Genomic DNA, 12,566 nt, shown 5'->3' on the forward strand with positions numbered 1-12,566 from the left:
GCCAAGCGGCGCCTTCTGTGTTTCAGAACTGATCTCTGCCCTCACCGCACCGGTGTGGCGCTGATCCGGCCCCGGTTCGCCCGGCGGTCGCGGCGCGGCTGCTGCACCTGATAGGCCTCCGCGCAATGATCATTGCAATAGGGGAAGCCCGGCCGGGACGACTTGCCGCAAAAATGAAAATCAGGCTCGCCCGGATGGCCGATCGGCCATTTGCACATGCGTTCGGTCAGCTCCAGCAGGCTGACCTTGCCGCCGGCGGCCTTTTTCCGGGCTGGCGCCGGGGCCTTCTCCGCCGCCTTCTTGGCCGGTTTCTTGGCCGGGTCCGCCTTCACCGGCGATGGCCGGGAGGCAAGCCCCATGCGGTGGGCCTTGCCGATGACCGCATTGCGGGTCACGCCTTCGCCAAGTTCCTTGGCAATCTGGCTGGCGCTCAGCCCCTTGTCCCAGAGTTCTCTCAGTTTCTCTACCCGTTCGTCTGTCCAGGCCATATGTTCCGTTTCCTTAAATCACAACTTTTTCAATCGCGCAGTATAACGCGTAAAGAGCAAAAATGTCTAATGCCGTGGCAAAAAAAGTCAAGTAAGGATTACTCTATATCTGTTGGCCGGGCTCTTGCCGGGGACGACTTTCTGCGCTAAAAGAGCCCCTTGACAAGAAATGGATCGGAAATGTCACAGGAACAATTGCCGCTTTTCAGGGAAAAGAAAATCAGCCGGGTCAACTGGATCGGCGTGCGCACCCTGTACTGGAAGGAAGTCTGGCGCTTTTACAAGGTGCTGGGCCAGACGGTTCTGGCCCCGGTGGTCACCACCTTCCTGTTCATGACCATTTTCACCCTGGCGCTGGGCGGATCAAGCCGGGTGTCGGGCGATATTCCCTACCAGATGTTCCTGGCCCCGGGCCTGATCATCATGGCGGCGCTGCAAAACGCCTATGCCAACCCGTCCTCTTCGATCATGTCGGCCAAGATGCAGGGCAATATCGTCGATGTGCTGCTGGCCCCTCTCTCCCCCGCAGAAATGGCCTTTGCCTACGTCATGGGCGGCATGACCCGCGGCCTTTTGGTGGCGATCATGCTGACACTCAGCATGTTCCTGTTCGTCAGCATGCCCTTCAGCCATATCTGGGCCATTGTCTTTTTCGGCGTGGCCACCACCATGCTTCTGTCCCTGCTGGGCGTGATTGCCGGCATCTGGGCGCAGAAGTTCGAACAATCGACCGCCATCAACAATTTCATCATTGTGCCCATGTCGTTCCTGTCCGGCACCTTTTATTCCATCGACCGGCTGCCGGGCATCTGGCATAGCTTAAGCCAGGTGAACCCCTTCTTCTATATGATCGACGGTTTCCGCTATGGCATGATCGGCCGCTCCGACGGCGATCCGCTCATCGGCCTTGCCTATCTGACCATTCTCAACGTGATTATGTGGACAGTCTGTTATAGAATGATCAAAAGCGGCTATCGACTCCGACCCTGAGGGTCCGGAAAGCCCCGGAAAACGCCACAAATCCCGGGAGGCGCAAATTTATCCCCTTGTCATATTCTTTTTATTGACAGACCCTAAGGTTCCGGGGATAGTTCGCCTCTTTTAAAGGGTCCCGAGAACAAGGGACCAGACTATTGGAAATTGAACCAGAGAGCCAGTTATGAAAAACAGTCAGAGCGATAATGCGGATCAAAACCTTGTTCCCCCCGTGCTGCCCACCTATGCCCGGGCAGATGTCGCTTTTGAGCGAGGAGAAGGTGTTTATGCCTGGGATAAAGATGGCAATCGCTATCTGGATTTCGGCAGCGGCATTGGCGTCAACAACCTGGGCTATTGCCATCCGGTGCTGGTCAAGGCCCTGACCGAACAGGCCGGGAAGATCTGGCATACCTCAAACCTTTACCGGATCGAGGGACAGGAGCGCCTGGCCGAACGGCTGAGCAAGGAATGTTTTGCCGACAGCATGTTCTTCACCAATTCCGGCGCCGAGGCCCTGGAATGCGCCATCAAAATGGCCCGCAAATTCCATAACGACAACGGCAACCCGGACCGTTACCGGGTGATCACCTTCGAGGGCTGTTTCCACGGCCGGACTTTGGCTACCATTGCCGCCTCCGGCGCCGAAAAACTGGTCAAGGGCTTTGGGCCCATGATGGACGGTTTCGACCATCAGCCCTTCCACAAGGATATGAGCAAGGTGGAAGCAGCCATCACCGAAGAGACGGCTGCCATCCTGATCGAACCCGTGCAGGGCGAAGGCGGGATCCGCCCGGTGTCTGGCGAGAACCTGCAGATCCTGCGCGATCTTTGCGACAAGCACGGCATTCTGCTGATGTTTGACGAGGTCCAGTGCGGCATGGGCCGGACCGGCAAGCTGTTCGCCCATCAGCATAGCCCGATCACCCCCGACATCCTGGCCACCGCCAAGGGGATCGGCGGCGGTTTTCCGCTCGGCGCCTGCATGACCACCGATCGGGTGGCCCAGTGCATGAAGGCCGGCACCCACGGCTCTACCTATGGCGGCAACCCGCTGGCCATGGCAGTGGGCAATGCGGTGCTGGACGTGATGCTGGCCAAGGGCTTCATGGAACATGTGGACCAGATGTCCTATGAGTTGCGCAAGGCGCTGGTCAAGCTGGGCTCCAGCTATCCGGATGTGATTGACGTGGTGCGCGGCAAGGGGCTGATGCTCGGCCTCAAACTGCACACGCCGGTGCCGGAATTTATCGCCGCAGCGCTGAAAAACGGCCTGATGGTGGTGGCCGCCGGTGACAATACGGTGCGTCTTCTACCGCCGCTGATCATTGCCCAGGAACATATCGACGAGGGTATCGGCCTTCTGGAAAAAACCTGCGCGGTGGTCAAAAAGGCCGTTGATGCCAAAAAAGCAGACAGCGACACGGGGGACTAAGATGACTGCCTTCAAACTCGAGGCGCCGCAAAAACATTTTCTTGATCTTGCTTCCCTGAGCAAGGCGGAAGCCCGGGAGATCATTGACAAGGCGAAGGCCCTTAAAGCGGTCGCCCGCGGACACGGCAAGGGATTTGTTCATCCCGACCGGCCGCTGGACGATAAAAGCCTGGCCATGATCTTTGAAAAGCCGTCCACCCGCACCCGTGTCTCCTTTGAAATGGCCATCCACCAGCTTGGCGGCAGTGCTGTCATCCTGCAGGGCGGCGACATGCAGCTTGGCCGCGGCGAGACCGTCTCCGACACCGCCCAGGTGTTGTCCGGATTTGTGGACGCTATCATGCTGCGCGCCAATACCCACGAGGCGCTGCTGGAAATGGCGGAATTTGCCCGGGTGCCGGTGATCAACGCGCTGACCAATTTTTCCCATCCCTGCCAGGTGATGGCCGACATCCTGACCTTCGAGGAAACCGTGGGCAACATCAAGGGCAAGAAGATCGCCTGGTCCGGCGATGGCAACAATGTGGCCGTATCCTGGATTCACGCGGCGGTGCTGTTCGACTGTGAACTGGCGCTGGCCTGCCCGGTGGAATTCGCTCCGCCGTCACAGGTCATGGACTGGGCAAAAGCCAACGGCGGCAAGGTCAGCCTGACCCACGAGCCGGAGGAAGCCACATCGGGCGCCCATTGTGTGATCACCGATACCTGGGTCTCCATGGGCGATGACGATTCAGAGCGCCGGCTTCAGGTGCTGGCGCCCTTCCAGGTCAACAAGCAGCTGATGAGGGCCGCCGACCAGGATGCCGTGTTCATGCACTGCCTGCCGGCCCACCGGGGCGAGGAAGTGACCGACGAAGTCATCGACGGTCCCCAGTCGGTGATCTGGGAAGAAGCGGAAAACCGTCTCCATATCCAGAAAAGCATCCTGATGTGGTGTTTTGGAAAATAACATGAGCAGTCCCGAGCCCGTCCATAGCGATGCCTGCCTGCCCTTCAGCCTTGAAGGCCGGGACATCAGGGGACGCATTGTCCGCCTGGATGATACCCTCAACCGGATACTGGAAACCCACAAGCTGCCGGAGGCCATTTCCCGCGAACTGGGGGAAATTATGGTCATGACCGCCATGCTCGGCAGCATGCTGAAATATGAAGGCATCCTGACCGTGCAGATCCGCGGCGACGGGGCCGTCAGCTTCCTGGTGGCCGATTTCGCCACCGCCGGCGAAGGCAGCGGCGTGATCCGGGCCTGCGCCCAGTATGATCCTGAGAAATGGACCGCACCGGAAGAGATTACCCTCACCGGCCTGATGGGCAAGGGCCATATGCTGATCACCATCGACCAGGGCAAGTTCATGGACCGTTACCAGGGTATTGTCGCGCTGGAGGGGGAAACACTCAGCGAGGCCGCCGTGGAATATTTCCATTCCTCGGAACAGCTTCCTTCCCGGGTCAGAATTGTCTGTGAGCGTACTGCTGAAGGCCGCTGGCAAGGCGCGGCCATCATGATCCAGCATCTGGCCAGAAATACGGACCTGGAACGTATCCGCAACCGGGAAGACGCCCCGGAAGCGGATGACTGGCAGAATGCCTGTGTCCTGATGGACAGTGTGACGGACAAGGAACTTCTGGACGAGACACTGTCCCTGCAGGACCTGCTGTTCCGGCTGTTCCATGAAGGCGGTGTGCGGGTATTCGATCCTGTGCCCCTGACCAACGGATGCCGCTGCTCAGAGGATAAGCTGCGTCAGGTACTGGCCAATTTCAACGCTGACGATCTCAAGGACATGGCGGAAGACGGCGTCATCACCATGACCTGCGAATTCTGCAAAACAGATCACATCTTCGAACTGAAAAAGCTGTTCAACTAATCCCTATTGATCAAACCACTCTGTGTAAGGGCCCGATGTGGGGCGTTCAATGGCAGGTGGTTGTTTGGCGGGATAGCCAAGATACATGAAACCGGTCAGTCTGGTTCCTTCTTCAAAGCCCAGAAGTTCCCGCATGCGATCGCCATAGGTGAAACTTCCGGTGCGCCAGATACAGGCAAGCCCCAGTTCTTCCGCCGCCAGCAGAATATTCTGGCAGGCAACAGTGGCCGAGGCCACGTCTTCCTCTTCTATGGCGCGAGGATTGGCGGATTTGGCCGCCGCCGTCACAATAATCACCGGCGCACGCAGGGCCTTTTTCTCGATCACCGGCACCTTGGCCTTGACCGCCGGGGCCTCCGGGTCGGGCTGGTTTTCCACAAAACACTGCGCCATATATTTACCCAGCCGATTGCGCGCTTCTCCGGTCAGAACCTGAAAGCGCCAGGGGCTGGTATTATAATGGACGGGCGTACAGACCGCCGCATCGAGAATTTTCTCAATCAGGTCGCGGGGAACTTCCCGCTCCTCAATCATGCCGTTGCTTCTTCTTTTCCTGATGGCGTCAATGACTGACATAAACTACTCCAATATCTTTACTTTCAGGTGGCCTTTGTGCTGACCACAGCCCTGAGTTTTTCCAAAAATTCATCACAGGCCGCAAGCTCGCCTGGCTCAATATATTCATCCGGGCGATGCGCCTGCAATATACTGCCCGGTCCGCAAATAACCGTCGGAATACCGCCGGTGGCCTGAAAATGCCCGGCTTCGGTACCATAGGACACCACGCTCGTTTCATTGCTTTGGGCCAGCGCCAGCACCAGGCTTTCCGCAGAAGAACCGCTTTCCGGCAAAAGCGCCGGCACCCGGGAGGAGTATTCGGTATCAATGCGCGGACGTCCGTCTTTCCCCGGCCCCATTTCGGGCAGAAGTTCCTGTTTGACAAATTCATCCAAACGGCGGGGAATTTCCTCCGGATCGGTGCCGGGGATGGTTCTGAACTCCCATTCAAACTGACAATGAGCCGGGGTGATATTGGGAGCCGCACCACCGGAAATGGTCCCTACCTCCAGCGTGGTATAGGGCGGTTCAAACCCCTCCACCTCGGCAGTCCTCTCTTTCAGCTCCCGGCGCAGATCATCAAGGAAACCGATCATGCGGCTGGCGTAATAAATGGCATTCACCCCCTGATCGGTACTGGCGTGCGCCTCTGTACCCCTCACGCGAGTGATCAGAGTGCTGAGCCCCTTGTGACTGTTGACCACTTTCATATTGGTGGGTTCACCGACGATGCAGGCTCTCTGCCTCACGTCCATATCCCGCACATGCTCGATCATGCTCATGCAGCCCGTGCAGCCAATTTCCTCGTCATAGGAAAAGGCCAGATGGATCGGCTCTTTCAGGTTTGATCCGGCAAATGCCGGCACCGCCGCCAGAACACAGGCGATAAACCCCTTCATGTCAGACGTTCCCCGACCGTAGAGCTTCCCGTCCCGTTCAGTCATAACGAAGGGGTCGCTTGCCCATTCCTGGCCGTCCACGGGGACCACATCCGTATGGCCGGACAATATGATACCCGGCACGTCCGTTGGGCCTATGGTGGCCCAGAGGTTGGCCTTGTTTCGTTCGTCATTGAAAAACAGCCGGCTTTCAATACCCTCACCGGCAAGATAGTCCCGGATAAAATCGATCAGGGCCATATTGCTTTTCCAGCTGGTGGTGTCAAATGCGACAAGTTTTTCCAGCATCTGGGGGGAAGTCAGGGAAGTCATGGGTTTTCCGTCTATAAGCGGCGTTACATTTCGGTCGCCTGGGCGAATTTTGATGATATATTATACTTAATCAATAACCTCACAAGAATAAAGGGATTATCTTGTCGTTCAATCCACTGAAACGCCGCAAATATGGCTCCACCAAGGCTGTTGTCAGCGAATTATTCCGTCAGGCAGGCGGCATTCCGCAGGTCATGGAACTCCTGGGGCTGGGGCGCACACGTACCTATGACCTGACCGATCCCAACAAGGACGTGGATATCTCCTTTGTTCGGGTGGAAACCCTGACGCGGGAAACCCGGGCCACCGTCGCCGCCGAACATCTGGCCCATATGGCGGGCGGGGTATTCCTGCCCATCGAAACCCTTGATGATCAGGTTGACTGGCATGATATCGCCGGCCGGGCAAGCCAGAAGAATGCGGAAAATATCAGCGGCATCCTCGAAAGCCTGAGCCCCAACAGCAAATCTCCCGGCCGGATTTGTGCTGACGAAGCGCGGGAACTGATCCAGCGGGTGGACCAGCATTTCTCCCTGCTTGCCCTGCAGCGGCAGGCCCTGATCGCCATTATCGAGGAAGAAGACCTGAAACGGGAAAATAGCGACGACTAGGCGCGCCAGAAGGTGGGAATAAACAGCACCATCACCGCAAACAGCTCGAGCCGTCCCAGCAGCATGCCGAAGGTGAGAAACCATTTAGCCGCATCGGGCAAGGCCTGAAATGTCCCTGAGGGGCCGATGATCGGCCCAAGCGCGGGTCCCACATTGGCCATGGCCGTCCCGGCTCCGGAAACCGCCGTCACGAAATCAAGTCCGGTCAGGGATAACCCCACAGCCAGCACCAGAAAACTGGCAATAAACAGGAACAGATAACTGATCACAGAGCCTGCCACATCCTCGGTGATGGGCTGACCGTTATAGCGCGGGATGAACACGCCGCTTGGCCTCAACACATGTTTCAATTGTGTAACCAGCATGGAACAGAGGATCTGAAAACGGAAAATCTTGATCCCGCAGGAGGTGGACCCGGCACAACCACCAATGAACATGATGAAAAAGAACAACAACACCGCCAGTGATCCCCAGGCCGTATAGTCGGTGGTGGCGAAACCCGTACCGGTGACAATGGAAATCACATTGAAACTGGCATAGCGCAAGGCGGCGGGCAGGCTATACTGCCCGTCAAGCCACAACCAGATCGCGACAAATCCCACAAGCAGGGCAAGAAGCGCCAGAAACCAGCGCACCTGGCTGTCCTGCCACAGAACCCAGGATTGTCCGCGCACCAGCTTGAGATAAAGAATAAACGGCATGCTGCCCACAATCATGAACAGCAGCACGATATAATCAATCAGGACACTGTCGAAATGTCCCACCGACCCGTCCGATGTGGAAAAACCACCTGTCGCAATGGTGGTAAAGGCGTGACAGGCGGCCTCGAACGGGGTCATGCCCGCCGCCCATAAGGCCACACCACAGATCATGGTCAGCGCCACATAGAGAATGGAGATCGCAAACCCCAGCTGGGCTGCCCTCGGCAACACTTTTTCGGAGGTATCGAATGCCGCCACCTTGAACAGCTGCATACCCCCGATCTGCAGTAGCGGCAGGATAATTACCGCCATGATAATGATACCCACGCCGCCGAACCACTGCAAAAGCCCGCGCCACAGCAGGATACCCGGTGGCGCGCCGTCAAGGCCGGTAATCACTGTGGAGCCGGTGGTCGACAGGCCGGACATGGCCTCGAAAAAGGCATCCGTATAGCTGAGAGACAGTTCGGAATAAACAAATGGCAGGGCGCCAAAGGTGGGGATAATAACCCAGATACTCACCGTCAGCAGGAAAGCCTGCTGCACCGTCAGTTCCTCATGCCGGGCGAAATTGGTAGCGAACAGAATGGAGCCGACAAAAGTCACAATGCCTGAGGTAACGGCAAAGACCTGCCAGTCAGGATTGCCGACCCAGGCATCCACGAGGGCCGGGAACAGCATCCCCACTCCCAAAATCAACAGAAACAGCCCGTTTATCTGTAAAATGGGCCTGTAGTCGATCAAACGTTATACCTCCCCTGCCCGGGTCAGCCGCGATAGGGTTCGAAATTCCCCACCACAGACAGGAATTCCTTCCGGGTTTTGTCATCCTTGCGGAAAGAACCGACCATGCGGCTTGTTACCATGGACACGCCATGTTTGTGCACCCCACGTGTTGTCATACACTGGTGGGTCGCCTGTATAATAACCCCAACGCCGTATGGTTCCAAGACATCCTGGATACAGTCGGCAATCTGGGCCGTCATTTTTTCCTGAACCTGCAGCCGTTTGGCATAGGTTTCCACCACCCGGGCCAGCTTGCTGATGCCAACAACCTTGTTCTTCGGCAGATACCCCACATGGGCCCGGCCGATAATGGCAGCCATATGGTGTTCGCAATGAGATTCAAAGGGAATATCCCTCAGCACCACCATTTCGTCATATCCGGCCACTTCCTCGAAAGTGCGGGACAGTATCTCGTGAGGGTCCTCGTCATAGCCGCCGAAAAACTCGTCATAGGCCTTGACCACCCGCTTGGGCGTATCGATCAGACCTTCACGGGTCGGATCGTCTCCTGCCCAGCGCAGCAGAGTCCTGACGGCCTCCTCCGCTTCCTTGCGACTTGGCCTGCCGGTTGTTTTGCTTTTATCCGAGCTCACTGATCTTCTCCCGATTTATCTTTGCTTCCGCATACCTTGACTTTAAGGCGGCATTTCCCGGCGGATGTCAGTTTATCATCTGTACGTCAAACGGACTGTCCAGGGAAAAAGCCGGAATATCAACATCAAAATAACTGCCGTCATTCCTGCGCATCTGGAACGACCCGACCATAAATCCGGACGGGGTCGCAAGCGGCGCACCACTGGTATATTCATAGGCATCGCCCGGTTCGATCACCGGCTGCTCGCCAACCACGCCTTCGCCGCGCACTTCCTGGATACGCCCCATGGAATCGGTAATTTTCCAGTAGCGGCGCTCCAGCTGAACCGTATCATCGCCATTATTTTCAATATGAACCTGATAACCCCACATATAACGTCCCTTTTCCGGTTCTGAATCATCATCCAGAAAAAAGGGTATGACAGAGACACTGATCCTGTCTGTCACAGCGACATAGGTGTTTTCAGAATCGTCCATAACCTATCCAGTAATTCCGGCCTTTTCCGCCGCCTGCTGCAGATCCTCGATCACATCGTCGGGATGTTCCAGGCCAACGGACAGGCGCAGCATGCCTTCGGTGATGCCAACTTCCAGCCGGCTCTCCTCTGCGACACTGGCATGGGTCGTGCTGGCCGGATGGGTCATCAGGCTTTTAGAATCCCCGATATTGTTGGAGATATCGATAATTTCCAGATTATTGAGGAAATTAAACGCCTGTTCCCGGCCCCCAGGCACCTGCAGGGCAAGAATAGTGCCGCCCCGGCTCATCTGCTTCATGGCCAGATCGTGCTGGTCAAAGCTCTTCAGACCCGGATAGCGTACCCAGTCAAAACCTTTCATGTCGGACAGCGCCCCGGCCACCTTTTCTGCATTATCACAGGTTTTGTGAACCCGCATATCAAGTGTTTCAAGGCCCTTCAGCAATACCCATGCGTTAAAGGGACTAATATTCGGTCCTGTATTACGGATAAAGGGCAGCACCTGCTCCTCGAGAATTTTATTCGAGGTCAGAATACAGCCGCCAAGCACCCGTCCCTGCCCGTCAATATGCTTTGTCGCGCTGTAAGCGACAATATCAGCGCCATACTCCATGGGCTTTTGCAGAATCGGCGAAGCGAAGACATTATCCACCACCACCAGGGCGCCGTTTTCATGAGCGAGGTCGCAGACGAACTGCAGATCGACCACATCCAGCGTCGGGTTGGCCGGAGTTTCCAGAAAGAAGGCCGTGGTATTGGGACGCACTGCCGCCTTCCAGGCTTCATTGTCCCGGCCATCGACCAGAGTGCATTCCACCCCAAAGCGGGGCAGCTGGGTTTCCACCAGCCAGCGGCAGGAGCCGAACAGGGCACGACTGGAAACCACATGATCACCTGCCTTGACGATGCTCATCATGGCGGCTGAAATGGCTGCCATGCCGGTAGCTGTCGAGCGGGCGGCTTCCGCCCCCTCGATCAGGGCCATACGATCCTCGAACATGGCGGCTGTGGGATTGCGCAGGCGGCTGTAGGTATAGCCTTCCTGCTCACCGGCGAAACGGGCGGCGACATCTTCCGCACAATCATAGGAATAACCGGAAGTCATGAACATGGCCTCGCTGGTTTCCCCCAGCTCACTACGCCATGTGCCGCCGCGAACCAGCTGGGTTTCCAGCCGCCAGCGGGACGTCCTGTCCTTGTCCTGTCCGGTTTGTCGTTTCATTTTCCGTTCCCGAAATACTGTTGGATACAATGAATGAGACTTGGTATCGGCTAAAGCGCCCGGCGTCAAGAAAAGCCTGAGCAAAATCGCGGTTTCTCGCCCTATCCGTTGCAGGATGCCCCGCCCAGCACACAGAATTTTGCACAGTGCGGGTGATTGAGCGAAACGGAAGGCCGCATGCCGGCCAGAGTTGTCCCCATATCAAACTGCCTGTCATAGGGCAGCAATGTACAGGGCATGACGGTTGGTGCCCCCTCGCCACGTCGTTTGACAACCATGCGCGACGTGGCGCACATCATGGCATCGGGCGATACACCCAGAATATCCCAGCAGGCGGTGGTTATTTCCGGCACATCGGCCATTTCATCCATTTCCGGAAACAAAACAAGTTGCGCAGGATCGAATGCGTCCAGCCCCAGCGACAACTCGTCAAACAGGGTTTGATATCCCCGACGCATATCTTTCTCTTCCTCGCCAGCGAAGGTACGCCCGGCAATGCTCAGGGCAAAGCCGTTTGTCGCCAGCCAGGCGACCCCTTCAATCGTCGGCGTCCAGCTCCGCGCCCCCCGTTCCTCTTCGTGGATTTCCTGCCGGTAATGATCAATGGATACCCTGAACTTCAACTGGCGGCCGAACCTTTCTTTAAGGACCAGGAGAGATTTTTTGTTGTGATGCAGGGGTTTCATGGCATTGGTCAGCACCAGCACCTCAAAACCACCCGAGAGACATTCCTCAAGAATGCCCGTGATCTCCGGATTCATGAAGGGTTCGCCACCCGTGAGACCAATTTCCCGGACCGGCAGCTGTTCTTGCCGGATTTCCACAAGATAGCCTGCCACGTCTTCCCTGCTGATATAGGCCAGCCGGTCGTTGGTCGGCGAAGACTCGATATAGCAGTTGCGGCATTCCAGATTGCACAGGGTGCCGGTATTGAACCAGAGCGTTTCCAGTTCAACAAGATCAACCCGGGCCCGCTCCTCTCCCGACACGGTATGGTCGGGGTGGCGGAACTTCAGGCGTGCTGTGGCATCCATGAGTTTCTCCATCAAACCCTGAAGGAATTATAGCAGGTAATACGGCAAAATAGAGGAATGATTTTCGCTGGATTTTATCCCGGGGATCAATTATAGGAAATTCAACAATCAAGGCCACCAGATGTTAAACATGTCGCGTATCACGGGAAAAAACAGATTTTCCGGCCCCAAATCCAGGGGTCTGGCAACTGTTCTGATTCTCCTGTCCATGTTCTTCAACATCATTGGCACAGTGGCCGCGGCCGAGAGCTGGTCAGGCATTCACCAGAGTCTGAAACAGGCTGAGGGCATCATCTATGTGCTCTGTACCCCCAACGGGGTCAAAAAAATCGCCTTTGACAAAGACGGCAATCCCGTCAAACAGGACGACAGTTCCTCGGACAACCTCTGCCTGTTCTGTCTGCCCTTCCACAAGATTGATACGGCTCTGCTGAGCCCGGATGCACCGGTTCAGTTCATAGCCCTGCCTCGCAACCCTACACCGGTTGCCCTTCACGACAAACTGCTGCTTCCTTCTTTCGAGAGCAGCCCGTCGTCACCACGCGCCCCGCCACTTTACTCCTGATTTCATTCTGCACCCGGCATCCCTGCAGGTCGCTTTCCA

At 56.6% G+C, this 12,566-nt stretch carries 14 protein-coding genes; 6 read left to right on the plus strand and 8 right to left on the minus strand.

The window, feature by feature from the left end; genetic code table 11:
- Window positions 1-41: 41 nt before the first annotated feature.
- Window positions 42-488, minus strand: a complete 447-nt coding sequence (locus tag ACN0YD_RS09320) for a GcrA family cell cycle regulator (protein ID WP_417319105.1) — start codon at window positions 486-488, stop codon at window positions 42-44.
- Window positions 489-668: 180 nt separating this feature from the next.
- Here ACN0YD_RS09320 and ACN0YD_RS09325 point away from each other — a divergent pair, with 180 nt between their 5' ends.
- From ACN0YD_RS09325 to ACN0YD_RS09340, 4 genes are all read left to right on the plus strand, one after another.
- The gene (locus ACN0YD_RS09325) at window positions 669-1,478 is read left to right on the plus strand and encodes an ABC transporter permease (protein WP_417319107.1); all 810 of its coding nucleotides are present in this window, start codon (window positions 669-671) and stop codon (window positions 1,476-1,478) included.
- 169 nt (window positions 1,479-1,647) lie between these two features.
- On the plus strand, window positions 1,648-2,898 hold the full coding sequence (locus tag ACN0YD_RS09330; protein ID WP_417319109.1) for an aspartate aminotransferase family protein: 1,251 nt from the start codon (window positions 1,648-1,650) through the stop codon (window positions 2,896-2,898).
- A gap of 1 nt (window position 2,899) precedes the next feature.
- Window positions 2,900-3,847 (plus strand): ornithine carbamoyltransferase, encoded by a 948-nt coding sequence (gene argF, locus ACN0YD_RS09335; RefSeq protein ID WP_417319111.1) that lies wholly within the window; start codon window positions 2,900-2,902, stop codon window positions 3,845-3,847.
- A gap of 1 nt (window position 3,848) precedes the next feature.
- Window positions 3,849-4,766: an Hsp33 family molecular chaperone HslO gene (locus ACN0YD_RS09340; RefSeq protein WP_417319113.1), complete on the plus strand. Its 918-nt coding sequence runs from the start codon at window positions 3,849-3,851 to the stop codon at window positions 4,764-4,766.
- 3 nt (window positions 4,767-4,769) lie between these two features.
- On the opposite strand, the gene ACN0YD_RS09345 is transcribed toward ACN0YD_RS09340, so the two are convergent.
- Together ACN0YD_RS09345 and argE are read right to left on the minus strand one after the other, a co-directional pair.
- Window positions 4,770-5,342: a nitroreductase gene (locus tag ACN0YD_RS09345; protein WP_417319115.1), complete on the minus strand. Its 573-nt coding sequence runs from the start codon at window positions 5,340-5,342 to the stop codon at window positions 4,770-4,772.
- A gap of 23 nt (window positions 5,343-5,365) precedes the next feature.
- The gene (gene argE, locus ACN0YD_RS09350) at window positions 5,366-6,535 is read right to left on the minus strand and encodes an acetylornithine deacetylase (RefSeq protein ID WP_417319117.1); all 1,170 of its coding nucleotides are present in this window, start codon (window positions 6,533-6,535) and stop codon (window positions 5,366-5,368) included.
- Between the two features lie 101 nt (window positions 6,536-6,636).
- Here argE and ACN0YD_RS09355 point away from each other — a divergent pair, with 101 nt between their 5' ends.
- Entirely contained in the window at window positions 6,637-7,146 is a 510-nt protein-coding gene (locus ACN0YD_RS09355) for a hypothetical protein (protein WP_417319119.1), read from the plus strand.
- Here ACN0YD_RS09355 and ACN0YD_RS09360 read toward each other — a convergent pair.
- The 5 genes from ACN0YD_RS09360 to ACN0YD_RS09380 all read right to left on the minus strand — a co-directional run bounded on the left by ACN0YD_RS09360 (window position 7,143) and on the right by ACN0YD_RS09380 (window position 11,962).
- Complete coding sequence (locus ACN0YD_RS09360; RefSeq protein ID WP_417319121.1) at window positions 7,143-8,528, minus strand: TrkH family potassium uptake protein; 1,386 nt, start codon at window positions 8,526-8,528, stop codon at window positions 7,143-7,145. The genes ACN0YD_RS09355 and ACN0YD_RS09360 overlap by 4 nt on opposite strands.
- Before the next feature lie 86 nt (window positions 8,529-8,614).
- Window positions 8,615-9,226 (minus strand): GTP cyclohydrolase I FolE, encoded by a 612-nt coding sequence (folE, locus tag ACN0YD_RS09365; protein WP_417319123.1) that lies wholly within the window; start codon window positions 9,224-9,226, stop codon window positions 8,615-8,617.
- Between the two features lie 67 nt (window positions 9,227-9,293).
- Complete coding sequence (apaG, locus tag ACN0YD_RS09370; protein ID WP_417319125.1) at window positions 9,294-9,704, minus strand: Co2+/Mg2+ efflux protein ApaG; 411 nt, start codon at window positions 9,702-9,704, stop codon at window positions 9,294-9,296.
- A 3-nt stretch (window positions 9,705-9,707) separates the two neighbouring features.
- Window positions 9,708-10,928 (minus strand): O-succinylhomoserine sulfhydrylase, encoded by a 1,221-nt coding sequence (gene metZ / locus ACN0YD_RS09375; RefSeq protein WP_417319127.1) that lies wholly within the window; start codon window positions 10,926-10,928, stop codon window positions 9,708-9,710.
- A 101-nt stretch (window positions 10,929-11,029) separates the two neighbouring features.
- Entirely contained in the window at window positions 11,030-11,962 is a 933-nt protein-coding gene (locus tag ACN0YD_RS09380; RefSeq protein ID WP_417319129.1) for a radical SAM protein, read from the minus strand.
- Between the two features lie 130 nt (window positions 11,963-12,092).
- On the opposite strand from ACN0YD_RS09380, the gene ACN0YD_RS09385 reads away from it, so the two are divergent.
- The gene (locus ACN0YD_RS09385; RefSeq protein ID WP_417319131.1) at window positions 12,093-12,527 is read left to right on the plus strand and encodes a DUF2946 family protein; all 435 of its coding nucleotides are present in this window, start codon (window positions 12,093-12,095) and stop codon (window positions 12,525-12,527) included.
- Window positions 12,528-12,566: the final 39 nt, after the last annotated feature.

This window comes from Emcibacter sp., assembly GCF_048269205.1.
Classification (GTDB): domain Bacteria; phylum Pseudomonadota; class Alphaproteobacteria; order Sphingomonadales; family Emcibacteraceae; genus Emcibacter.